This window comes from Luteibacter sp. PvP120, assembly GCF_054055715.1.
In genome coordinates this window covers 91,439-112,977 of sequence record NZ_JBSRXP010000001.1, presented here as the reverse complement: position 1 = coordinate 112,977, position 21,539 = coordinate 91,439, and the positions used below count along the sequence as shown (strand labels likewise).

Annotated in this window: 23 protein-coding genes; 10 read left to right on the top strand and 13 right to left on the bottom strand. The window is 67.1% G+C overall.

The window, feature by feature from the left end:
- Nucleotides 1-134 precede the first annotated feature (134 nt).
- The 3 genes from ACVKN3_RS00480 to ACVKN3_RS00470 are packed head-to-tail and all read right to left on the bottom strand — an operon-like array spanning nt 135 to nt 3,103.
- The gene (locus ACVKN3_RS00480) at nt 135-932 is read right to left on the bottom strand and encodes an amidohydrolase (protein ID WP_354513247.1); all 798 of its coding nucleotides are present in this window, start codon (nt 930-932) and stop codon (nt 135-137) included.
- Nucleotides 920-2,065 (bottom strand): pyridoxal phosphate-dependent aminotransferase, encoded by a 1,146-nt coding sequence (locus tag ACVKN3_RS00475; RefSeq protein ID WP_354513249.1) that lies wholly within the window; start codon nt 2,063-2,065, stop codon nt 920-922. Before ACVKN3_RS00475 ends, ACVKN3_RS00480 begins: the two co-directional genes overlap by 13 nt.
- 9 nt (nt 2,066-2,074) lie before the next feature.
- Nucleotides 2,075-3,103: a LysR substrate-binding domain-containing protein gene (locus ACVKN3_RS00470; RefSeq protein ID WP_285404684.1), complete on the bottom strand. Its 1,029-nt coding sequence runs from the start codon at nt 3,101-3,103 to the stop codon at nt 2,075-2,077.
- Nucleotides 3,104-3,221: 118 nt separating this feature from the next.
- On the opposite strand from ACVKN3_RS00470, the gene ACVKN3_RS00465 reads away from it, so the two are divergent.
- A complete protein-coding gene (locus ACVKN3_RS00465; RefSeq protein ID WP_354513251.1) occupies nt 3,222-3,806 on the top strand; it encodes an FMN-dependent NADH-azoreductase in 585 nt (194 codons plus the stop codon).
- Between the two features lie 45 nt (nt 3,807-3,851).
- On the opposite strand, the gene ACVKN3_RS00460 is transcribed toward ACVKN3_RS00465, so the two are convergent.
- From ACVKN3_RS00460 to ACVKN3_RS00435, 6 genes are all read right to left on the bottom strand, one after another.
- On the bottom strand, nt 3,852-4,040 hold the full coding sequence (locus ACVKN3_RS00460) for a hypothetical protein (RefSeq protein WP_285404682.1): 189 nt from the start codon (nt 4,038-4,040) through the stop codon (nt 3,852-3,854).
- A gap of 190 nt (nt 4,041-4,230) precedes the next feature.
- On the bottom strand, nt 4,231-5,160 hold the full coding sequence (locus ACVKN3_RS00455) for a ribonuclease H-like domain-containing protein (RefSeq protein ID WP_354513253.1): 930 nt from the start codon (nt 5,158-5,160) through the stop codon (nt 4,231-4,233).
- Nucleotides 5,157-7,577, bottom strand: a complete 2,421-nt coding sequence (locus ACVKN3_RS00450; protein ID WP_354513255.1) for a DEAD/DEAH box helicase — start codon at nt 7,575-7,577, stop codon at nt 5,157-5,159. The genes ACVKN3_RS00455 and ACVKN3_RS00450 overlap by 4 nt, the downstream gene beginning before the upstream one ends.
- Nucleotides 7,578-7,650: 73 nt before the next feature.
- Nucleotides 7,651-7,896: a hypothetical protein gene (locus ACVKN3_RS00445; protein WP_285404679.1), complete on the bottom strand. Its 246-nt coding sequence runs from the start codon at nt 7,894-7,896 to the stop codon at nt 7,651-7,653.
- A gap of 71 nt (nt 7,897-7,967) precedes the next feature.
- Nucleotides 7,968-8,228, bottom strand: coding sequence for a hypothetical protein (locus ACVKN3_RS00440; RefSeq protein WP_285404678.1), 261 nt, complete (start codon nt 8,226-8,228; stop codon nt 7,968-7,970).
- An 80-nt stretch (nt 8,229-8,308) separates the two neighbouring features.
- A complete protein-coding gene (locus ACVKN3_RS00435) occupies nt 8,309-8,722 on the bottom strand; it encodes a hypothetical protein (RefSeq protein ID WP_354513257.1) in 414 nt (137 codons plus the stop codon).
- Between the two features lie 136 nt (nt 8,723-8,858).
- Here ACVKN3_RS00435 and ACVKN3_RS00430 point away from each other — a divergent pair, with 136 nt between their 5' ends.
- Both ACVKN3_RS00430 and ACVKN3_RS00425 read left to right on the top strand, forming a co-directional pair.
- A complete protein-coding gene (locus ACVKN3_RS00430) occupies nt 8,859-9,257 on the top strand; it encodes a hypothetical protein (protein ID WP_036141633.1) in 399 nt (132 codons plus the stop codon).
- 43 nt (nt 9,258-9,300) lie between these two features.
- Complete coding sequence (locus tag ACVKN3_RS00425; RefSeq protein WP_285404676.1) at nt 9,301-9,684, top strand: DNA-binding transcriptional response regulator; 384 nt, start codon at nt 9,301-9,303, stop codon at nt 9,682-9,684.
- Nucleotides 9,685-9,687: 3 nt separating this feature from the next.
- Here the strand turns inward: ACVKN3_RS00425 and ACVKN3_RS00420 are convergent, their stop codons facing one another.
- The 3 genes from ACVKN3_RS00420 to ACVKN3_RS00410 form a co-directional block, all read right to left on the bottom strand.
- The gene (locus ACVKN3_RS00420; protein WP_036141637.1) at nt 9,688-9,903 is read right to left on the bottom strand and encodes a hypothetical protein; all 216 of its coding nucleotides are present in this window, start codon (nt 9,901-9,903) and stop codon (nt 9,688-9,690) included.
- A gap of 200 nt (nt 9,904-10,103) precedes the next feature.
- Complete coding sequence (locus tag ACVKN3_RS00415; protein WP_285404675.1) at nt 10,104-10,568, bottom strand: hypothetical protein; 465 nt, start codon at nt 10,566-10,568, stop codon at nt 10,104-10,106.
- Between the two features lie 53 nt (nt 10,569-10,621).
- On the bottom strand, nt 10,622-11,344 hold the full coding sequence (locus tag ACVKN3_RS00410; protein WP_354513260.1) for a murein L,D-transpeptidase catalytic domain family protein: 723 nt from the start codon (nt 11,342-11,344) through the stop codon (nt 10,622-10,624).
- 136 nt (nt 11,345-11,480) lie between these two features.
- Here ACVKN3_RS00410 and ACVKN3_RS00405 point away from each other — a divergent pair, with 136 nt between their 5' ends.
- The 3 genes from ACVKN3_RS00405 (at nt 11,481) to ACVKN3_RS00395 (ending at nt 14,413) form a co-directional block, all read left to right on the top strand.
- On the top strand, nt 11,481-13,211 hold the full coding sequence (locus ACVKN3_RS00405; protein ID WP_354513262.1) for a L,D-transpeptidase family protein: 1,731 nt from the start codon (nt 11,481-11,483) through the stop codon (nt 13,209-13,211).
- A gap of 65 nt (nt 13,212-13,276) precedes the next feature.
- Nucleotides 13,277-14,008 carry a 2OG-Fe dioxygenase family protein gene (locus ACVKN3_RS00400; RefSeq protein ID WP_354513264.1) on the top strand — a complete coding sequence of 244 codons (732 nt, stop codon included), beginning with the start codon at nt 13,277-13,279 and terminating at the stop codon, nt 14,006-14,008.
- 54 nt (nt 14,009-14,062) lie between these two features.
- Nucleotides 14,063-14,413, top strand: a complete 351-nt coding sequence (locus ACVKN3_RS00395; RefSeq protein ID WP_285404671.1) for a 2-hydroxyacyl-CoA dehydratase — start codon at nt 14,063-14,065, stop codon at nt 14,411-14,413.
- A 22-nt stretch (nt 14,414-14,435) separates the two neighbouring features.
- Here ACVKN3_RS00395 and ACVKN3_RS00390 read toward each other — a convergent pair whose 3' ends face one another.
- Nucleotides 14,436-16,022: an inorganic phosphate transporter gene (locus tag ACVKN3_RS00390; RefSeq protein ID WP_354513266.1), complete on the bottom strand. Its 1,587-nt coding sequence runs from the start codon at nt 16,020-16,022 to the stop codon at nt 14,436-14,438.
- Between the two features lie 108 nt (nt 16,023-16,130).
- Between ACVKN3_RS00390 and ACVKN3_RS00385 the strand changes: the two genes are divergently transcribed.
- From ACVKN3_RS00385 to ACVKN3_RS00370, 4 genes are all read left to right on the top strand, one after another.
- On the top strand, nt 16,131-17,000 hold the full coding sequence (locus ACVKN3_RS00385) for a CHAD domain-containing protein (protein WP_354513268.1): 870 nt from the start codon (nt 16,131-16,133) through the stop codon (nt 16,998-17,000).
- 386 nt (nt 17,001-17,386) lie between these two features.
- Nucleotides 17,387-18,709, top strand: a complete 1,323-nt coding sequence (locus ACVKN3_RS00380) for a carbohydrate-binding protein (protein ID WP_285404668.1) — start codon at nt 17,387-17,389, stop codon at nt 18,707-18,709.
- Nucleotides 18,710-18,873: 164 nt separating this feature from the next.
- On the top strand, nt 18,874-21,084 hold the full coding sequence (locus ACVKN3_RS00375; RefSeq protein WP_354513269.1) for a TonB-dependent receptor: 2,211 nt from the start codon (nt 18,874-18,876) through the stop codon (nt 21,082-21,084).
- 148 nt (nt 21,085-21,232) lie between these two features.
- Nucleotides 21,233-21,517 (top strand): hypothetical protein, encoded by a 285-nt coding sequence (locus tag ACVKN3_RS00370; protein ID WP_354513271.1) that lies wholly within the window; start codon nt 21,233-21,235, stop codon nt 21,515-21,517.
- The last annotated feature ends 22 nt before the right edge of the window (nt 21,518-21,539 follow it).

Genomic DNA, 21,539 nt, shown 5'->3' with positions numbered 1-21,539 from the left:
GAGCGCGCGCTCGCGCGCGACATCTTTTGGGGCCGTGCCTGCAAGCTGGCGCGCAGAATCCATGGGTATCGCGAGAAGATGTCGTGCGCGAACGCGCGCTCCTACAGGTCGGTCACGTGCCCCCGGCGTGAGGGTCAGGGGCTCAGCGAAAACGCGTCGGCGTCCATCCAGGCGGGGAAGCGTTCGCGGTGTGCCTGCAGGGGTGCCGGGTCGAGCACGGTGGTGACCACCTGCTCCTGCGGGCCCAGTTCCAGCAGGGCTTCGCCGATCGGGTCGATGATGGCGCTGTCGCCCGCGTACGGGTGGTCGTTGCCGTCGATGCCGACACGGTTCACGCCGATCACGTAGGCAAGGTTCTCGATGGCGCGTGCGCGCAACAGCGTGCGCCATGGCTGCCGGCGCGGCGCGGGCCAGTTGGCGACGAACAGCGCCAGGTCGTAGTCCATGCCGCCCTCCGCCTCCACACGCCGGCCGTTGCGCAACCAGACGGGAAAGCGCAGGTCGTAGCAGACCTGCGGCAGGATGCGCCAACCCTTCAACGTGACGATCAGGCGCTGGTTGCCGCCGCCGTAGCGCGTGTGTTCGCCGGCCATGCGGAACAGGTGGCGCTTGTCGTAATACGCCAGCGAGCCATCCGGCGACGCCCAGATGAGCCGGTTATAGACGGTATCGCCCTCGCGGATCACCAGGCTGCCGGCGAGCGTGGCATTTACCTCGCCGGCCAGGTCACGCATCCAGGCGACGCTGGTGCCGTCCATCGTCTCCGCCTGGCCCAGCGCGTCGTTGGTGAAGCCGGACAGGAAGGTTTCCGGCAGCACGATCAAGTCGCTGGCGACGGCGGAGCGCACCAGGGCACCGTAATAGTCGCGGTTGGCCGCGGCGTCGTGCCAGCGCGTGGCGCCCTGGACAAGGCTGACGGTCAGAGTTTGCACAGCAGCTCCGCGGCGGCTTCCATCGTGGCATCGTTCTTGGCGAAGCACAGGCGGACCAGGCGGGTGCCCGGCGCCGTCTCGTAGAACGGACTGAGCGGGATGGCGGCCACGCCTCCCTCGCGCACCAGCCATTCGCTGAAGTCGATGTCGTCGACGTCGCGGATCGCGCTGTAGTCGACCAGCTGGAAATACCCACCCGGCACGTCGAGCAGGGTCAGCCGCGACGGCGCCAGCAGTTCGCGAAAGCGATTTCGCTTCGCCTCGTAGAAGGCCGGCAGTTCGAGGTAGTGCTCCGGGCTGGACTCCAGGAAGTCGGCAAACGCCCACTGCGCCGGATTGAACGTGCAGAAGGTGATGTACTGGTGCACCTTGCGGAATTCGGCCGTCAGCGCCTTGGGTGCGATGGCGTAACCGACCTTCCACCCCGTGCAGTGGAACGTCTTGCCGAACGAGGACACCACGATGCTGCGCGCGGCCAGTTCCGGATGGCGCAATACGCTCTGGTGCTCCGCTCCGTCGAAGACGATGTGTTCGTAGACCTCGTCGGACAGCACGACGATGCCGGTGTCACGCACGATCTCGGCCAGGTGGTCGAGATCGGCGCGGCTGAGCACCGCACCGGACGGGTTGTGCGGCGAATTGACGAGGATCATCCGGGTACGCGGCGTGATCGCCTCGCGCACGCGTTGCCAGTCGATGCCGAACGCGGGCAGCGTCAGCGGGATATGCACGGCGACGGCGCCCTGCAGCTCGACGGCGGGCTCGTAGCTGTCGTAGCAGGGGTCGAAGAGGATCACCTCGTCGCCCGCGCGTACCACGGCGGCGATGGCACAGAACAGGGCCTCGGTGGCGCCGGAGGTCACGGTGACCTCGGTATCCGGGCTGACCCGGTGACCGTAGAGGCGCTCGGTTTTTGCCGCGATCTGCTCGCGGAGTTTCGGGATGCCGATACCGGGCGCGTACTGGTTGCGGCCCTCGGCCATGGCACGGGTGACCGCGTCGCGCAGGGCCTGCGGCGGCTCGAAGTCCGGAAAACCCTGCCCCAGGTTCACCGCCTTGTGCTCCAGCGCCAGCTGGCTCATGACACTGAAGATCGTGGTGCCGACCTTGGGTAGCTTGGTTTCGAGCTGCATCGAACGCCCTTATTCGTTTGGACGGCCAAATGCCGCCGGTTGCTCCGATCCTACCATGCGGGCGATCTGCAATGCCCCCGCCAGGCCGGGATCGACGGCCACCTTCTCGCACTCGCGGCGGAAATCCGAGCGCGCCTTGGGCAGCCGCTCGGCCAGGAAGTCGACGAAGCTGCGGATCGCCGGCAGCAGGCCGCGGCGGCTGGGATAGACGAAGTGCAGGGTGCCCTGCGCCGTGGTGTATTCCGGAAGCACCCACTCCAGCTGGCCCGCGGCGATCATCGGCCCGCAGTATTCCTCCGGCAGCAGCGCCACGCCGCAACATTGCAAGGCCGCCGAGATCAGCACCGAGAAGTCGCCGCTGATCAGGCTCGGCCTGACCTCCACCGCGGCCTTCTTGCCCTGCGCGTCCAGCAGCTCCCAGATCTGGGCGCCCTCGTGCTCGAACATCGACAGCGCCGGCAACCTGGACAACGCTTCCAGCGTGGTGGGCCTGCCGTGGGTGTCGAGGAATTTCGGGCTGGCCACGAGCAGGCTGCGTGCGTAGCCGAAGCTGCGCAGCACCAGCGTGGCGTCGGTGTCGAGTTTTTCGCGCACGCGTATGGCCACGTCGAAACCCTCGCCGATGAGATCGACGCGGCGGTTGGTGGCCGTGATTCGCACCTGCACCTTGGGATGCTCGAGCAGGAACGCCGGCAGCATCGGCCCCAGCACGTTCTGGGCCAGCGAGATGGGACAGCTTACCCGCACCACGCCGCGCGGCTCGGTACGCAATTCTTCCACGGCATCCTGGGCCGCACGGGCTTCTTCCAGCACCGCCCGGCAGTGCTGGAAGAATCGCTCGCCGATCTCCGTGACTACGAAACGACGGGTAGTGCGCTGCAGGAGCCGCACGCCCAGGCGCTCCTCCAACTGCGCGATGCGCTTGCTCAGGCGCGACTTGGGGATGCCCAGCGCCCGCCCGGCCGCGGAAAACCCGCCGTGCTCCACCACCGAGGCGAAGAAATAGAGATCGTTCAGGTCTTGCAGCGCGCCTTCCATCGGTAGCCCGTCGTTTCTCGTTTAGAACAATGAGTCTACGACAAGCCGCCTAATCGGCGCAGCGTCCCCGGCGTATCGTCGTGGCCATGTCGCCACGGCGGCCCCTTCGAGGAACACCATGAAACTCCTGCATATCGATTCGAGCGCCCTGGGCGCCTATTCGGTCTCACGCGGCCTGACCGCCGCCGTGGTCGCGGAATTCGTCGCCAGCCACCCCCAGGTGGAAGTGACCTACCGCGATCTGCACGCCGACGCCCTGCCCCACTGGACGCCGCCGGCAGGCGAAGACGACCCCCAGGCTGCCGCCAACGCCGCGATACTGGAGGAATTCCTGGCGGCGGACATCGTCGTACTCGGCGCGCCCATGTACAACTTCGGCATCGCCAGCACGCTGAAAGCCTGGATCGACCGCATCAGCGTGGCTGGCAAGACGTTCCGCTATACGAGTGCCGGCCCCGAAGGCCTGGCAGGCGGCAAACGGATCATCATCGCATCGTCCCGCGGTGGCGTTTACGCCAATGGCGCACCGGCGGAGGCCATGGATTTCCAGGAACCCTACCTGCGCACCCTGCTCGGTTTTCTCGGCGTCACCGATATCGAGATCGTGCGCGCGGAGGGTATCGCCCTGGGCGACGAGCACCGTGCCCAGTCCATCGACGGGGCAATGGCCGGTATCGACAACGTCGTACGCAAGGCTGCCTGATACCCACGTGGCCCGGGCGGGCCGCGCTGCCCGGGCGTCTTTCCGTCAGGAGCCTTGCTTGCCCGGCTTTTCCTTGGGCATGTTCTGCGATTCGCCGGGGTGCCCTTCGCCGGGCACCTTGGATGGCGAACCAGACGGCTTGGGGTTGTCTTCGCGATAGCCCGGCGTGGGCTGTTTGGGATCGTTACTCACGGGATGGATCTCCTGATCGGTGATGCTGCTGGCACGCGGCATGCGTGCATTCGCATCCGGCGCCACCCATCTGGCTCTCCGAAGCCATGCGGCAGCTTTCGCTGCAAAAGTCCCTCGATACCGGCACCCGGCAATTACAGCCGTCGTGATCGCAGGTCTTCATGGCTTCGCTCATGGGGAACAACTCCGCGCCGCGTGGGTAGTCGCGTGGCCAGCCTGCGCGGGCCGGCGTCTATTTTTCGTCATCGGTCGGCGAAACCGCCAAGGCATCCCGCGCCGCCCATCCATGCGCTTGAACGAGCAGTCCGCTGAGGCTGCGCACGTCCTGCAGGTTGTGCTCGGCCACACGAACGAGGTTGGTGGACGCGCCGCCGCGCAGGTAGGTCAGCCAGGCGCGCGGCGCCTCCGAGCCAGGCAGGTCGTCTTCGCGCACGATGCTCAGCAGGCGACGTTCCGCCGTCTGCATCTTGCAGTTTTCCCAGTCGAGGCGGTAGCGCCGGCGCATGGGATGCAACAGGTCGACATGGCGCAGGCCGGCGAGTGGATTGGCCAGGCGCGCAAGGCGATACCGCGTGGCGAGCAACGGCGCGTCGTACGACTTGCCGTTATAGCTGACCAGCACCGTGTCCCGACCGATCCATGTGGCGAAGGTTTTCAGCATCGCCGTTTCCGCGGACAGGGCGGTGATGTACAGCTGGCGCACACGCAGGCGGTCCTCGTACCAATCCGCGGCGCCGATCATGAAAGCGCGGGTGCCGGTGCCTCCGGCCAGGCCCGTGGTCTCGGTATCGAAGTGCAGCAGGTGTTCCTTCGATGCGCCGTCCAGCCGGGCAAAAGCGAGGTCGTAGGTATCGGGCGGCTCGTACCCGCCGAAGCGTTGTTCGAGGTAACGCAGGCCCGGCGAGAGTTCGTCGCCGGGCACCTCGCGCGTGTAAGAGCGCAGTGGGGCTCGCGGCTGGGCGATGCGCTCGCGTACGCCGGCCATGCGGCGCAGGGCGGCAAGGTCGACGGACGGCCGGGACGCCGACGGCACGGCTTCCGTGGTCGATGTCGCGGAACGGACGCGCAGGGCATCGCTGCCCGGCGAATGCGTGGGCGGCACGCCGTCACGAATGCCCGCTTGCTGGCGGAGCGCCCGCAGGCGCGCGGCCAGGTCGCTCACGCGTCCGCCCCGAGCAGGCGCAGCACGCGCCCGGCCAGTGCCCGCGGCGTATGCTCCGCGCGCGCCTCGTCCGCAGCCAGCACCGGGCCGACGCAGGCAGGACAACCCGCCTTGCACTCGCAGCCCTCGATCGTGGCCAGCGCATGGCGAAGCAGTTCCGGCGCACGGCGGAACAGCGGCTCGCTCAGGCCCACGCCACCGGGGAAGTTGTCGTAGAGATACACCGTGGGCAGGAAACGCTCCAGGGCATCCGGCAGGGCGATGCCGCCGTCGGGGGCGTGGATCTGCCCACGCCCACCGGCGTCCACCTGGGCGGACCAGCCACCGTCGCCGGAGCCCACCGCCTTCTGCAGGTCGCGCGGCTCGGCCATCACGGCGACGATGGCGGAGGTGTGCAGTGCATAGGCCGCCCCGAGGAAACCATCCAGTGCGTGTTGTCGCGAGCGGAACGCCTCGTCCAGCACCGTCTGCGGCAATTGCCACCACACGGCGGTGGAATGCAGTTCCTGGTCGGGCAGGTTGACCGGGCCATAGCCGATGTTCTCGTGCGTGTAGTAGCGGATCTTCTTGTAGCCGGACACCTGGCGCACCACGTGCACCTCGCCGTGCCGCGCACTGCCCTGCCCCGCGTTCGTGCCGTCGAAGCACTCCAGTTCTTTCAGCTTGGTGTAGTCGATGGCGTCAGTGTAGTAATCGACCCGGGTGCGCGTGCAATAGGCCTTGCGTCCTTCCCAGTCGAGTTTTTCGACCTGGTAGGGCACCGACTGGATCATGTGGATGGCACCTTCGTAGAGGGTGAGCGCCGCCGCGGAATAATCCACCTCCGCAAGGATGGTCTGCCGGCCTTCCGTACGGTCGACCACGACGAAGTTGCCGTCGGCGACCGAGCGCAGGCTCACGGCGTTGGCCGGGTAACTGTCGGCAATCCACTCCCAGCGATCGCCCTCGCGATGCAGCACCTCCGACTCGGCCAGCACCTGCAGGAACGGCTCCGCGTCGTCCGGGCCGAAGGTGTCTCCGGTGAGGAACGGCAGCTCGAAGGCGGCGCAACGGATGTGGTCGAGGAGGATAAGCGGCTGGTCGGGCTGGATGCGCGCGTGCTCGGGGGTGGCTTCGGTGAGGAAGGACGGATGGCGCATCAGGTACTGGTCCAGTGGCGCACTGGTGGCCACCAGCACCCCCAGCGAAGGCTGCTGGCGTCGTCCCGCACGGCCGAAACGTTGCCACGTGGCCGCGATGGAACCGGGATAGCCGTTGAGCACCACCGCATCCAGGCTGCCGATGTCGACGCCCAGTTCCAGCGCCGAGGTGGACACGATGCCATCCACGTCGCCTGCCCGCATCGCGCGTTCCACCTCGCGCCGTTCCGTGGGCAGGTAACCGCCGCGATAGGCGCGGATGCGCGCCGGCTTCCGCGTGTCGTGGTCGAACACGTCCTTGAGGTACTTGGTGAGCACCTCGACCATCAGGCGCGACTGCGCGAACACCAGGGTTTTCATGCCGGCCTTGATCGCCACGCGGGCGATCAGGTTGGTCTGCGAGCGCGCGGATGCGCGCAGGCCGAGGTCGGGGTTGACCACCGGCGGATTCCACAGCAACACGTGCTTGTCGCCGCTGGGCGCACCGCTGGCGGCGATCGTGACGACGTCGTCCTCGATCAGCGCCTGGGCATGCTCGGTGGCGTTGCCGATGGTCGCCGAGCAAAGCACGAACTGGGGCGTGACGCCGTAGAACGCGCAGATCCGCTTCAGGCGACGGAGCACGTTGGCCAGGTGCGAGCCGAACACACCCCGGTAGGTGTGGATCTCGTCGATCACCACATAGCGGAGGTTTTCGAAGAACTGCGCCCACTTGGTGTGATGCGGCAGGATGGCCTGGTGCAGCATGTCGGGATTGCTGACCACCACATCGCCGTGCAGCCGGATGGCCTGGCGCGCATCGCCCGGGGTGTCGCCATCGAAGGTGAACGCCTTGACGCCAAGGTCGCCCGCGCGGTTGAGTTCGAGCAGTTCCGCCACCTGGTCCTGGGCCAGCGCCTTGGTCGGGAACAGGTAGAGCGCCTTCGCGCCAGCTTCCAGCACGGAAGACACCACGGGCAAGGTGTAGCAGAGCGTCTTGCCGGAGGCCGTGGGCGTGGCCACCAGCACATGCCGCCCCGCCCGGGCAGCGTCCCAGGCCTCCTGCTGGTGGCTGTAAAGCTGCTCGATGCCACGCGACGCCAGCGCCCGAGCTACGCCCTCGGGAAGGTCGGGTGGCAACGGCACCAGCGTACCCTCGCGGCCGAACACGGTGAACGCCGTGGCCACGCGATCGCCGTATTTGTCCGTCAGGCGGCTGGCCAGGGTCCGGCCGTCCAGGCTCTTGGCCAGTACGGCATCCGCTTCGTCGTGGCGGCGGGCTTGGAGGTAGGCGGCCATGGGCGCATCCGAAAAGGAGGGCCCCTTTTATCCCGCGTGGCTATCTCACATCCTGAGACTGGGCGTCACCGACTCAGTCGGGGACGCCGGCCTCCTTGGCCTCGCCCGTCTTTGCCGCCGACCAGTGGCCCGCTTCGTCCTCCACCTTGATATCGACCACGTGGCCGGATTGCGCGCGCAGCGTGGCCGTCAGGCTGACCGCGTGGCGCAGTGCCTCCTCACGCGTGGCGTACTGGCCCACGAGTTCGGCGTTGCGCCGCAAGATCCAGGGACTGCGGGTGGACGCGTTGAACGGAACGTACAGGGTGGTCTGCTGCAAGGTACTGGCTCCGCCTCAAGGGGCCGGTGGCCCATGGCGGCGAAGCTAGTCGGCGGGTCGTCGCGAGCGCGTTATGGCTGGGTCGGTGCGGCAGTCACGTCGGCGACGGCGAGGGACTCGTCAAGCCATAGCGCATGGCGAGCGCCCCGCTCCATGGCAGTGTCCACGGCCTGGCGCTCGTCCACGAACTCGTCCAGAAGGGTAATCATGACGAAGTCGCGCGGACCGGCATGCACGGCCAGTTCGACGATATAAGCCGACTTCCATACGCCCGACGGCGCACGAAGGGTGCGGACTTCCACGGAATACTTGCCCACGAGCCGTCGATGCACGAAACAATCCCCCTTGGGCCGATGTCGCGGCGACGCCTGATTCTTGCGCTACCGCGATGGCCTTGGCAAGGCCTCAGGCCTCAGGCCTTGGGCGGCGCCTGCGTCGTCAGGCCCAGGCCGCTGGCGGGGATGGCGAAGGCGCGCGATTCGCCCTGACCCACCGTGGCATCGACGTCCATACGGTCGGCGGAACACGCGCCATGGGGCATCACGCCGAGCTTGCGCGTGCCCGAGGGTACACGCAGCACCAGCTGCTCGCCGATCTCCATGTCCGCGACCATCTTGTCGTCGAGGTAGATGGCGCTCGAACAGCCCGCACCCCACAGGCCCTGGCTGCGCACGATGCTCAGCGTGGCGTCACCGTCCGAAGGGGCCTGGTTACCCAGCACCGTGCTGGACGGCACGTCGTGGATGCCGACATGGCGTTCGTTCTGGGTGGCACAACCGGCAAGCAGGACGGTACCGGCAAGGCCGGCAAGAACCAGATAGCGCATGGGATCAGCCTCGGTAAGGAATGTGAAGAGCATTGGCCGGGCACCGTGGACGACCGGTGAAAGGGCGCCCGCCGCTGACGAACCGTGCACACGATACACCGAACAATCGCGCCCCACTCCCGACGAGAACCTCCCCATGGCCAGCAGAGACTGGATCGACATCGACACCTTCGAAGCGGTGGACGATACGGAGCAGTTCGACCGGCCGGACATCCCCCGGGTCGAGGCCGTGCTTTCCGGAGCACCGGACCGTGACTGGCAGCAGTTCTTCCTGGTCAGGGCCCGTGCGCTGGAGCAGACCCATCCGGGCCTGCGCATGGAAATCCTGGCCGATCGCCTGGGTTTTCACACGCGGGCCGCGTCCGCCGAGGAAACCTGCCGGCTGGTCAACGAGGCCGTTCAAGGCACCAACGAGGATTTCGCGGCACAGAAGGCGGCTGAGGAGAAGCGCATCGCGGACCGCAATGAGGAAATTCGCGAGCTGATGGCCAGGATGAAGGCGATCAACGCGGCGTGGCCACCCGCCTCCACGTAAGATCGCTCTGCCAAAGCGGCGCGCGCAGCGATAGAATCGCGCCATGAACGACTTCGCCAGTCCCCCCGCCCTCGTCTACGATCGCGCCGCCATGGTCGCCGAGACGGTGGCGATGGTGCTGTCGGATGCGGGGTTCGACGCCCGTGGGGTCATGACATACCGGGAGGCCAAGGCGGCGTTCAACGCCATGGACGACCTCGCCCTGCTGGTCATCCATGCGGACACCCCCGGCGAACGGCGCGGCAGCGTGATCCTGCAGGCCACGTTGCGCGAGCGCCCCTCGACGGCCATCGTGGTCATTTCCAGTCGGCTTCCGCAGGATCTGGCGCCGTTCCCGCGCACCGCCGTGTTCCTGGAGAAACCGTTCGATCGGGCCCAGTTGCTGGAAGCCGTCGAGCGAGCGCGAAGCGCCCGCCCCGTCGCCTGATCGCTACTCTTCCATGCCGATGAGTTTTTCGATGTCGTCGATGGCGAACTGGCGCGCGGCGCGCTTGCGTTCGCGCCGCCCCATCGCCTGACAGGCCGCACCGAGCGGCTTGGCCCGACGCAACCGGCCATCGCGGCTGATGCGATAACCGTCGGGATCGTATTCCACCAGATATTCGGCCTGCAGCCCGCGTGTGCGCCGATAACGAACCGACTCCATGCACCCTCCCTTCGACGACCCGTGCGCCCTGTCGCGGCATGGTCGCGCCGATGCGTCGGGTGAAGTGCGACGGCAATCACGTTTCGGACCGAGGTGCCGCCCCCGCATATTCTCGGGGGGGGCACGGAAACGCCGGCAGGATGCCGTGCATGGCTTCAGTCGCGGTAGATGCCGTGACGGTTCGCGGACATCGTCCGCTCCTACGGGGTTGACGAAGGCGTGGGCGAAGGCATCGACGGCGGCGTAGACGGCGACAACGGCGTCGACGGTGCGGCGGCCGGTGTCGGGGCCGGTGCTGGCGAGACCGATGCCGGGGACGACGAATCGCCGAGGCAGGCGATGGCTTCGTCGCGGAAGCGGCTGTCGTAGTCGCCGCTCTTGGCCTTCTGGATTTCGTACATGACGACCTGGGCGCCGCTGCCGTTGGCGGTCACGTCGAGGCGCTCGTGCTTGCCGTCGGCGTTGGCGGTCACGCGGCCTTCGTCGTCCTTGGCGTTGCCCTTGGCGTCCTTGGCCAGTGCCTGCCACTTGGGCTCCACGCACTGCACGTAGGCCGTGACGCTCTTGCTCGTCTTGCTGCTGAGCTTGGGCAGGGTATCGGTCATGCCGCTGGTGGCGCAGCCGGCCAGGACGACACAGGCAGCGATCGCAAGAACGTATTTCATGCTCGATTCCACGGTAAGGGTCCGGGAATTCTAGCGCGAGCCGGGGCCGAGGATCAGATTCCGGCGCGGGTGGCGGTATTTGCTTCCGCCTTCGCCAGCTGTCCGCCCGTGCACTTGAGGTACTGCGACGATGCCAGCCAGCGGCGATCCGGGTAGTAGGAGAACACCATCTGGCCACCCTTCAGGGCGTCGATGAGCTTGTGCGCAACGGCGGTACGCACGGCGGGGCACCCCCAGCTGCGTCCGATGCGACCGGCCACCTTCGCCATCGCCTCGTTCACGTAGGCGGCGCCGTGGATCACGATCGCGCGGGCCAGGGCCTGGTCGTTCACGCCCTGCTCCAGGCCGGTCATCCGTAGGGAATACCCGTTCTTGCCCATGTAGGTATCCGACGTACGGAAGAGGCCGATGCTGGAAGCCAGACTTTCCGGCGCGTTGGAGAATCGGATGGCGTTGGCGTCCCCACTGTTCTTGCCGTGTGCTACCAGTTCCTGGAACAGCAGTTTGCGCTTCACCGTGTCGAACACCCACAGGCGCGGCTGCGACGACGGCCGGGAGTAATCGATCACCGCCAACCGGTCCGAGGGCACCCCACCCTGGGTCTGCGCGCATTCGGAGGCTTTCACGGCCAGGTCGATCACCCGCGGGTCAGCCGACGGCGCCAGCCGGGACAGCGCCTCACCCAGCGAGTCGGTCGCCCGGGCGGGCGTCACGAACAGACACAGGGCGCCAAGCAGGGGAACACAGGCGAGGTACGAGCGAAACGATCGAATCATGCGGCCAGCCGGATGGAGTGCGACGGGGCATGCTAACGCGCTGATCATTTATTGACCACAAAGTCGTCACATCTGTGCCATTCATATATGTGAAAGGCTTAGATGTTCTGCTAGCGAATTCAGGAAGCGATAGATAATGACTATGGAAGCAAGGCGCCATGCCCTCGCATGGGCGCTTCTCACCGCCACGATCGCTGCCGGGGCCAGTGCGCAGACGGCCCCGACCACGGCGGCGTCGGCTGCTTCACCGCCACCGATCGTCGCGCCCGATCCTGCTACCACGGCTTCCGTTCCTGCCCCGCCGGTACTGGACGATCCGCTCGCCCAGGCCATCTACGCGCGCCTGCAGCAGATGGCGCCCCTGCAGGGCGGCATGCTGCCGCGCCAGGACGCGGCCCTGGGCAAGGCCCTGACCGACTTCTACATGCAGCGTCGCTACACACCGGCCTGGTCCGACGATGCCAACGTCCACCAGCTGCTGGCAGGCCTGTCCTCCGTCGAGGCCGACGGCCTGCTGCCCGAGGATTACCACCTTGCCGAACTGAAGGCCCTGGCCGACGCACCCGACCGGGCCAACGCCTCGCCGCAGCAGAAGGCGGATTTCGAGATCGCCGCCACGGGCGCCTACATCACCGCACTGGTGCAGCTGGCCCGCGGCAAGGTCGATCCGGTCCGGCTCGACCCCACCTGGAACTTCGACGCCGCGGCGATCGATCCCCAGCAGGGCATGTCGATGCTGCAGACCGCCATCGACGAACGCAGCGTCGACCAGGCCTTCGCCATGGCCCGACCGCAGAATCCGCTCTACGCGAAACTCCGCGATGCACTCGCCCAGCTCCGCACCACGGCGGCGCAGGGTGGCTGGCCGATCGTCCCGGAGGGTCCGACGCTCAAGCCCGGCATGAAGGATGTCCGCGTGGAAACGCTGCGGGCCCGGATGGTTGCCGGTGGCTACCTCGACCCGACCCTCGCGCACGGGCACCATTTCGATAACCCGCTGGCCGACGCGGTCAAACGCTTCCAGGCCGACCAGTACCTCGACGCCGATGGCAGCGTGGGTGCCGGCACGCTGGCGGCGCTGAACGTCCCCGTCCAGGACCGGATCGGCCAGGTGCGGGCCAACCTCGAACGGGCGCGCTGGCTCCTGCATTCCCTGCAGGGCACGTTCGTGGTGGTCGACGTGGCGGGCTACAAGATCACCTTCTACCGCGACGGCAACCCGGTATGGAAATCGCGCGTACAGGTCGGCAAGCCCTACCGCAGTACCCCGATCTTCCGCTCGCAGATCACCTACGTCACTTTCAACCCGACCTGGACGGTGCCCCCCACCATCCTCAAGAACGACATGCTCCCCAAGGTCCGCAGCAATCCGGCCTACCTGGCGAACAACCGCATCCGCGTGCTCGACAGCGCCGGCAACACCGTGTCGCCCGCCAGCGTCGACTGGAAGAACCCCCGCGGCATCACGCTGCGCCAGGATGCCGGCCCGGGCAATTCGCTGGGCCAGGTGGTGATCCGCTTCCCCAATTCCTTCGCGGTCTACCTGCACGACACCCCGCACCAGGAGCTTTTCGCCAAGGCCAAGCGCGATACCAGTTCCGGCTGCATCCGCGTCGAGCACCCGCTGGAGCTGGTCGAACTGCTGTTCAACGATCCGGAGAAGTTCAGCCGGCAGGCCATCGACGAGCGCCTGGCCTCGAAGAAAACGCAGAACGTGACCCTGCCCACCGCGGTTCCGGTGCTGCTGGCCTACTGGACGGTGGACATCGCCGACGACGGCAAGCTGAGCTACAAGCCCGATGTCTACGACCGCGATGGTCCTTTGCTGGTCGCGCTGGACAAGCCGCAGCCGTTGCGCGTGCCCTGAGCGCAACGGTCCGGCGAGGCCGTTTGCCGCAGCGCAGCGTGGAGTGCCGGCCGTATACTGAGGCCATGAACGCTCCTCTCGCCGTCTCCGAATCGACCCTCCACGACCAGGTGCGCGACGAAGGTTTCGCCTTCGTGCAGGGCGATGCGATGCGCGGCCTGGTGTCGCACATCGCGCCCTTGACCGACTGGGACACCTTCGCTGCGAGCTGGAACGCACTGGAGCCCGACACCTACCTGGCCGCCACCGGCCGGTTCCGCCGTCGTCGCCATGCCGTGTTCACTGCCTCCCGGTTCGGCCATGTCGAGCCGCGTCCGCATCAGGCGCATTTCCAGACCCTGGCCTACAACACGTTGCAAGGCGACATCGCGCGGTGGTTCGCTCCGGTGCTGCCCGAGATCGCCGGCGGTGCCACGATGAGCGCGATCCTCGACTTCTGCCGCGATATCTTCGGCGGCCTCTCGCCCACCGTGGAAACCTGGCACGTCGAGGTTCACCAGTTCCGCATCGAGGCCACTGCCGGCGTGGCCGGCGAGCCCACGCCCGAGGGCAGCCACCGGGACGGTGTGGACTACGTGCTGGTGCTACTGGTCGATCGTGAAAACATCGCCAGCGGCACCACCACCATCCATACGCCGGACGGGCGCCCGCTGGGCGAATTCACCCTCACCCGTCCGCTCGATGCCGCCCTCATCCACGATCCCCGCGTCTTCCACGGCGTCACGCCCGTCACGCCGCTGGACGCCTCGAAAGCCTCCCATCGCGATGTGCTGGTCGTCACCTTCCGCGCCGCCTGATGACGGGGAAGCGAGGGGCCGGCGTGCGATAATGATTCGACCCACGATCAAAGCATGAGCATGAACTGGTCCGGAAAGTACGATTTCAAGCAATTCCAGGAGGAACTGGCGGCGCTGGAACGGCAATCGAAAAAGCCGTCGGCCGACACCCCTGCTGTCGTTACGCCGCCGCCGGCTCCCGAGCCTGCGGCGCCGCCCAAGCGCCGTGGGCGTCCGCCGAAGGTCGATCCACTGGCACCCGCACGCGCCGAGTTCGAGGCCCTGCGGTTGCGTTACACGCTCAGCGTGGCAGACGTGGTGGCCTGGTTTCCGCCCGAGGAAGGCATCGCCTACCTGCAGTCGCTGATCGCCAGCGCGGAGCCCAAACCGCGCAAGCCACGCAAGAAGGCATCGCCGGAATCCTGACCTGACGGCACCCCGGCTGCGTTCAGAACACGTGGCGCAGCAGCCAGAACAGGCCCGCGGCCAGTACGATCGACACCGGCAGGGTCAGCACCCAGGCCATCAGCATGCTGCGCACGGTCGACCATTGCAGGCCCGAACCGTTGGCGACCATCGAACCCGCCACACCCGACGACAGCACGTGGGTGGTACTCACCGGCAGGCCGAAGCGATCCGCCGCACCGATGGTGAGCATCGCGACCACCTCGGCCGACGCGCCCTGCGCATAGGTCAGGTGCTGTTTGCCGATGCGCTCGCCCACCGTGCGGACGATGCGTCGCCAGCCGACCATGGTGCCCAGGCCCAGCGCGATCGCCACGGCCACCTTCACCCATGTGGGGATGAACTTGGTGGCCTTGTCCAGCAGCGCGTGGTAGTTGCCGAGCACGGCGCTGTCGTCCGCCGTGAACGCCGGCTTCTTGTCCTTCTCCATGAGGCGCAGCGCTTCGGATGTGAGGTACATGTCGTTGCGCACGTTGTTGACCTCGTGCTGTGGCACGTCGGCCAGCGTCGGGCGATGAGCCACCTGCGCACCGATCGCGTCGGAAAGGCTGACCAGCGCCGCCATCGTCGCCGGCGTGGCCTGACGCGACTGGATGTAGCGCTCGATCTCGCCGCGCGGTGACGCCACCGGTGCCGCGCCGACCGCGTACCGGGCGAAGGTTTCGCTCGCGTGGTGGGCCACCGAGGCGAAGCTTTGCGTCTCGCCTTGGGTCACCGCCTTGTTCAGGGCATACGCGCCCGGCACCGTGCCGATCAGGATCAGCATGATCAGGCCCATGCCCTTCTGGCCATCGTTGGAGCCGTGCGCGAACGACACACCGGTGCAGGTAAGGATGAGCAGGCAGCGCACCCAGAACGGCGGTGGCTTGTCACCCTTGGGTTCGGCGTAGAGCTCCGGCGCCTTGACGAACGTCTTCAGCAGCATCAGCAGGGCGAAGGCCAGGCCGAAGCCGATCAACGGTGAAAACAGCAGCGCCTTGCCGACGCTGAGCGCCTGGCTCCAGTCGACGGCGGCATTGGCATTGCCCGCGTTCATCATCTGGTTCATGAGGCCGACGCCGATGATCGAGCCGATCAGTGTGTGCGAACTGGACGACGGCAGGCCGAGGTACCACGTGCCCAGGTTCCATACGATCGCTGCCAGCAACAGCGCAAACACCATCGCAAAACCGGTCGACGTACCCACGTTCAACACCAGGCCGATGGGCAGCAGTTGCAGCACCGCATACGCCACGGCGCCGCTGGAGACGAGCACGCCGACGAAGTTCCAGCTGCCGGACCACACCACGGCGAAACTGGCGGGCAGCGATCGCGTGTAGATCACGGTGGCTACCGCGTTGGCGGTGTCGTGGAAACCGTTGACGAACTCGAAGGCCAGGGCGATGGTCAGCGCCACGCCGAGCAGCACGTATTCGAACACGGGACTGGTGGGCGCCACATGCAGGTCATGGCCGAGCTGGACGCCGACATAGATCGCCGCGGCGACCAGTACCACGGCGAAGACGCCAAGGCTGATCAGGCGTGTCTGGCGCGACCCCGCAGCGTGTTCGGTCAGGACGGTGCTGTTCATGGCGCGCCTCCGGTCGTGGGCCCCCAGAGGTAGCAACGGCACATGACACAACCGTGTCAACACGGGCGGCAGCATGTGAAGGCCCCCGGCCGTGGTATGAATGCGCCCATGCAAACGCCCTCCCCGCTTGCCACGACCCTCGCCGACGCCGCGTCCCGCGAATGCCGCCGCGCGTTGCGTGCGCTGGGCGACACGCAGCACCGCCATCGCGGCATCCATGAGGCCCGCAAATCCCTGCGGCGACTGAAGAGCCTGCTGCGGCTGGGTACCACGACATTCGCCGATGCACTGCCGTCGCTGGAAAAGGCGATCGACCGTCTCGCCGTCGGATTGTCGCCCTTGCGCGACGCCCATGTGGCCGTGGAAACCGCGACGTCGTTGGCCGGCTCCCTGGCCGTCGATGTAGAGGCCTGTGCAGGAGCCGGTCCCGAATCCTGGGGCCGTGCCATCGACCTGCTGACGCTGCGCTGCGAAGGCCGCCTGACCGCCGCTTTGACCAAGGACCCTGGCTTCGAACGCCGCCGCAGCGAGGTCCGGATGTTGGCCCGCCAGGTGCATGCGCTTCCGTGGCAGGCGATGACCACGGAAGAGATCGACCACGCGCTGGCGCACTCCGAACGACGCGTGGCAAAGGCACGCAAGCGCATGCGTAAGTCCGCCTCGGTGGCCAACCTCCACCGTTGGCGCCGCCGGGCCCGCCGCCTGCGCATGCAACTCGAGCTGGTGCGCAAGGCACGCAAGGCTGCCGGCCTGCCGGCGCCCCATCACGCCGATCGGGAAAAGGCACTGGCGAAGGATATGTCCCTGCTGTCCGATGCCATTGGCGCTCGCCAGGACCTGCGCCTGCTTCGCGACATCCTGCGCACCCTCGTGGACGCGGATACCGCGCCCGCCCTGGTCGCCGCCACCACACGCGCCCTGAAGTTGCGCCGGATACCGGTCGGTACACCGACGCTCGTGGTCACACCACCAGCCTAAAGCGGTTTTTCGGCAAGTGACCGCGCGGCACGCGGGCGCACGCCCCACGTTCGATTGACCGTCGTTGTCATAATGAGCCAACTACCGACATGACAGCCCGTGCCGACGCTGGCGCGGCGCAGCACGAACGCCATACCTCCCCGCAACGATTGCACCGTAAAAATGCCGTGCATCGCGGCAACCCCCTCGGACCCACCCCGCGTCCACACGGCTGCGATTTGTCAAAAAGCGGATAGACAACGTTGTCATTCCGGACTAGACCGGAGTTGCCCAACCACGGTTGGGCCTGTCGCGCAGGGACGCGGTCGGGGGACGAAGGCTACGGCACGGTGCCGCGGGCTGGTGCGCCCCTTCCTTTGGCAACACCATCGATCTGGAGGCGCTCCATGTTCCTTACGTCATCACTCCTGCGTTCGCGCACGGCCCTGGGCGGCTGTACCGGCAGCCTCGGCCTCGCCATCGCATTTGCCCTTTCCCCCGTCGTTCCCTTGCAATCCGCGCATGCCGCCACCGCATGCGCCGCCGCCTGGCAGGCGGGTACGGTCTACAACGGCGGCAACACGGCCAGCGAAAACGGCTCGAACTACGTCGCCAACTGGTGGACCCAGGGCGACGATCCGGCCACCCACAGCGGCGCGGCGGGGTCCGGCCAGCCGTGGACCTCCCAGGGGTCATGCAGCGGTGGCGGCAGCACGCCACCGACCAACCCGCCGCCCACCGACCCGCCGCCGAGCAACCCACCCCCGGCCGCGGGCAGCCTGCTGTTCAGTCCCTACAAGGACATCACGATCAACCTCGACTGGAACACCAACATCATGTCGACGCTGGTCACCGGCACACGTATTCCCGTGGTCGGCAGCGGCAGCCTGGTGTCCACGCAGGTTCCCAACCTGGGGGCGATCACCCTTGCCTTCGCCACCGGCGAATGCGGCAGCGAGAACTGGGGCGGCGTGCCCGCCGCGGCGTTTGCCAGCGCGAACATCGCTCGCCTGAACAGCGCCGGGGTGAACTACGTCGTCTCCACCGGCGGACAGGCCGGCACGTTCACCTGCGGCAGCAGCGCGGGCATGGCCAAGTTCATCCAGACCTACCAGTCCTCGCACCTGGTCGGCATCGACTTCGACATCGAGGCGGGGCAGACCCCGGCGCAACTCAGTGCGCTGATCGCCAATGCCAAATACGCCGAGGGCCTGTACCCCAACCTGCGTTTCTCGTTCACGCTGGCTACGCTGGCCGCCTCCGACGGCAGCTACGGCGGCCTGAACAACACCGGCGATACCGTGGTCCGTGCCGTGCTGGCCTCGGGCCTGCAGCACTACACCATCAACCTCATGACCATGGATTACGGCGCCGCCGGCCCGGCCATCTGCGTGGTGAGCGGCGGCAGCTGCGACATGGGCCTTTCGGCCATCCAGGCGGCCAAGAACCTTCAGCACACCTACGGCATCCCGCTGACGAAGATCGAGCTGACACCCATGATCGGGGTCAACGACGTGTCCAGCGAGACCTTCACGCTGCAGGATATCGACGAAGTGACGGCCTACGCGGCGACCAACAAGCTGGCCGGCGTGCACTTCTGGTCGCTGGACCGCGATACCCCGTGCGCCAACGGCAACAACAGCGGCTACGCCTCGCCCACCTGCAACTCGGTGTCGGGCACCAGCGCGCTGCAATACACGCGGCGTTTCCTGAGTGACCTAGGCCGCTGAGGGACGGGGCCACCGCGCCGGGCGCATGACCGGCACGGTGGCCCAGGGCCAGGGACGGCCCTTTGCGGGGTCTCGCCACTGGCGGGTGGTACGCGGATCGATCATAATACGAGCGATTCGCATTTCCATTCGCCTTTGTCGTACGCCCTCGCTCCGGGATCTTCATGCTCGCCATCGCTTCTCAGGCGCCTCGCCGCCTTACCGTGTCCATTCGCGCCGCCCTCGTCGGCGCCCTCCTCCTCGCGGGGACCGCCCATGCGACGGACGAAGCAGCCACGGCCGACCAGACGCGCCACGCCGACAACGCGACCACCCTCTCCGGCGTGCAGGTCAAGGCCAATGTCGCCCCGCCCACCGCCGCCTATGCCGGTGGCCAGGTCGCCCAGGGTGGCCGTTTCGGCGTGCTCGGCAACCAGGACCTGATGAACGTCCCGTTCAACATGACCAGCTATACCGACACGCTGATCCGCAACCAGCAGGCCCGGTCGCTGGGCGATGTGGTCGCCAACGATCCATCCGTCCGCACCGGTTTCGGCTACGGCAACTTCTCGCAGACGTTCGTCATCCGAGGCTTCCAGGTGGCCAGCGACGACATCGGCTTCGATGGCCTGTACGGCATGCTGCCGCGTCAGTTGCTGGCCCCCGAGCTGGTCAACCGCGTCGAGGTGTTCAAGGGCGCCAGCGCCTTCCTCAACGGCATCAGCCCGGGCGGCTCGGCGGTTGGCGGCAACATCAACATCGCGCCCAAGCGGGCGGAAGCCACCCCGATCACCCGCATCGGCCTGGACTGGGGCAGCGACAGCCAGACCGGCGGCAGCGTGGACATCGGCCGCCGCTTCGGCAGCAACGACGCGTTCGGCCTGCGCGTGAACGCGGTGCACCGCGACGGCAACACTGCGATCGACGGCGAGCAACGCCGCGTCACCGCGCTGGGCGTCGCGTTCGATTTCCAGGGCGACAACCTGCGCATCACCACCGACCTGGGTTACCAGAAGCAGGTCATCACGGGTGGCCGCGCGGTGGTCTACACCAGCGGCCTTACCTATGTGCCGCGCGCGCCCTCGGCGAAGACCAACTACGCCCAGCCGTGGTCCAACTCGTCCCTGGAAGACACCTTCGGCGTGGTGCGTGCGGAATACGACTTCACGCCGTGGCTGACGGGTTACGTCGCCGCGGGCGCGCATCACGGCAACGAGTACGGCGACTACGTGAGCCCCACGCTGCTGGACGGCAGCGGGCGCGCCACGGAGACACGCTTCACCGTGCCTTACATCGCCGATACCGCCACGGGCGAGGCGGGCCTCAACGCCTCCTTCGACGGCGACGTCAGCCAGCGCGTCAACGTCAGCGTCTCAGCGTTGAACTTCCGCAAGAAGGCCGCCTACGCCGGCTCGCTCGACCCGATCCAGACCAACATCTACGCCCCGACCTACGTGCCCGTGCCGAACTTCGTCTACGACATCGGCCCCATCAGCGATCCAGGCATCACCGGGCGCACCATCCTGCGCAGCCTGGCCGTGTCCGATACGTTCGGCTTCATGGACGACCGCCTCCAGGTCACCCTCGGCGCGCGCCGCCAGAAGCTGGAAGTGATCGGCTACGCCTACGCCACCGAGGTGAAGAACTCGCAGTACAGCCAGTTCGCCAACAGCCCGGTCGTCGGCGTGAACTTCCGCCTGGCCGATCATTGGTCGGTGTATGCCAACCACATCGAGGCCCTGACCCAGGGTGGCCAGGCCCCGGACGAGTTCGCTGGTAAGAAGGTCACCAATGCAGGCCAGGTGTTCGCCCCGTACAAGTCCAAGCAGAACGAACTGGGCGTGAAGTGGGACGCCGGTGAATTCGGCAGCACGCTGGCCCTGTTCCAGATCAAGCAGCCCAATGCCTATGTGGAGCCGTCCACCAACACGTACGTGGTGAACGGCGAGCAGCGCAACCGCGGCGTCGAATGGAGCTTCTTCGGTGAACCGGTGGCGGGACTGCGCCTGCTGGGCGGCGCGAACTACATCCAGCCCGAACAGACCGACACGCAGGACGGCATCAACGAAGGCAAGGATTCCATCGGTACGCCGCGCTTCCAGGCCAACCTCGGCGCGGAGTGGGATATCCCCAACACGCCGGACGTGACGCTGAGCGCACGCGCCGTGCGCACCGGCAAGCAATACCTGGACAACGCCAACACGCTGACGCTACCGGCCTGGACCACCTACGACATCGGCGCACGGACCACCACGCACCTGGAGGGTGTGCCGGTCACCTTCCGGCTGACCGTGCAGAACGTGGCCAACAAGGGGTACTGGGCAACGTCCAACGGCGGCTATCTCACCCAGGGCGCGCCGCGCACGTTCCTGGTATCCGCGTCGTTCGACCTGTAACCGTTCCGGAGCACACCGCTTCTCCACCCTCGCGTACGATGCGACCATCGTCACAGATCGGCCGTCCGCCCGGGCCGCGTCGGCAGGATCGACATCCCGCCGACGCCCGCGCCGTTATGCTGCGGACCGAGCCACCGGGAGAGGGAAGATGCAGCAGGATCAGGACACGGCGACCAACTACACCATGGGCGACATCATCGTCGATGCCGTCACCATGAACGAAGCCGCGGTGTGCGGCGACCTCGACGAGAGTCGCCGTCGCGCACGCCGCATCGCCTTCCTCGCGGCACCCGAAGGCCTTACCGGCATCGCCGAGGCGGCGAACGTATTGCTCTGCCTGCTCGGGCCCGCGGGCACCGAGCCGCAGCCGGGGTTCGGTGCGGCGATGGTCGCGGTGTCCACGGAGATAGACCGCGCTTTCGGCGAAGGTTGAGTCGGGGCGACGTCCTTCCGCG

What these genes read in the sequence shown, in the direction of transcription:
- ACVKN3_RS00405 (WP_354513262.1), top strand. Translation starts at nt 11,481, where the DNA reads ATGACTATGGAAGCAAGGCGCCATGCCCTCGCATGGGCGCTTCTCACC.
- ACVKN3_RS00370 (WP_354513271.1), top strand. Translation starts at nt 21,233, where the DNA reads ATGCAGCAGGATCAGGACACGGCGACCAACTACACCATGGGCGACATC.
- ACVKN3_RS00415 (WP_285404675.1), bottom strand. Translation starts at nt 10,568, where the DNA reads ATGAAATACGTTCTTGCGATCGCTGCCTGTGTCGTCCTGGCCGGCTGC.
- ACVKN3_RS00380 (WP_285404668.1), top strand. Translation starts at nt 17,387, where the DNA reads ATGTTCCTTACGTCATCACTCCTGCGTTCGCGCACGGCCCTGGGCGGC.
- ACVKN3_RS00430 (WP_036141633.1), top strand. Translation starts at nt 8,859, where the DNA reads ATGGCCAGCAGAGACTGGATCGACATCGACACCTTCGAAGCGGTGGAC.
- ACVKN3_RS00385 (WP_354513268.1), top strand. Translation starts at nt 16,131, where the DNA reads ATGCAAACGCCCTCCCCGCTTGCCACGACCCTCGCCGACGCCGCGTCC.
- ACVKN3_RS00375 (WP_354513269.1), top strand. Translation starts at nt 18,874, where the DNA reads ATGCTCGCCATCGCTTCTCAGGCGCCTCGCCGCCTTACCGTGTCCATT.
- ACVKN3_RS00400 (WP_354513264.1), top strand. Translation starts at nt 13,277, where the DNA reads ATGAACGCTCCTCTCGCCGTCTCCGAATCGACCCTCCACGACCAGGTG.
- ACVKN3_RS00390 (WP_354513266.1), bottom strand. Translation starts at nt 16,022, where the DNA reads ATGAACAGCACCGTCCTGACCGAACACGCTGCGGGGTCGCGCCAGACA.
- ACVKN3_RS00475 (WP_354513249.1), bottom strand. Translation starts at nt 2,065, where the DNA reads ATGCAGCTCGAAACCAAGCTACCCAAGGTCGGCACCACGATCTTCAGT.
- ACVKN3_RS00395 (WP_285404671.1), top strand. Translation starts at nt 14,063, where the DNA reads ATGAGCATGAACTGGTCCGGAAAGTACGATTTCAAGCAATTCCAGGAG.
- ACVKN3_RS00470 (WP_285404684.1), bottom strand. Translation starts at nt 3,103, where the DNA reads ATGGAAGGCGCGCTGCAAGACCTGAACGATCTCTATTTCTTCGCCTCG.
- ACVKN3_RS00425 (WP_285404676.1), top strand. Translation starts at nt 9,301, where the DNA reads ATGAACGACTTCGCCAGTCCCCCCGCCCTCGTCTACGATCGCGCCGCC.
- ACVKN3_RS00435 (WP_354513257.1), bottom strand. Translation starts at nt 8,722, where the DNA reads ATGCGCTATCTGGTTCTTGCCGGCCTTGCCGGTACCGTCCTGCTTGCC.
- ACVKN3_RS00420 (WP_036141637.1), bottom strand. Translation starts at nt 9,903, where the DNA reads ATGGAGTCGGTTCGTTATCGGCGCACACGCGGGCTGCAGGCCGAATAT.
- ACVKN3_RS00465 (WP_354513251.1), top strand. Translation starts at nt 3,222, where the DNA reads ATGAAACTCCTGCATATCGATTCGAGCGCCCTGGGCGCCTATTCGGTC.
- ACVKN3_RS00450 (WP_354513255.1), bottom strand. Translation starts at nt 7,577, where the DNA reads ATGGCCGCCTACCTCCAAGCCCGCCGCCACGACGAAGCGGATGCCGTA.
- ACVKN3_RS00410 (WP_354513260.1), bottom strand. Translation starts at nt 11,344, where the DNA reads ATGATTCGATCGTTTCGCTCGTACCTCGCCTGTGTTCCCCTGCTTGGC.
- ACVKN3_RS00460 (WP_285404682.1), bottom strand. Translation starts at nt 4,040, where the DNA reads ATGCCGCGTGCCAGCAGCATCACCGATCAGGAGATCCATCCCGTGAGT.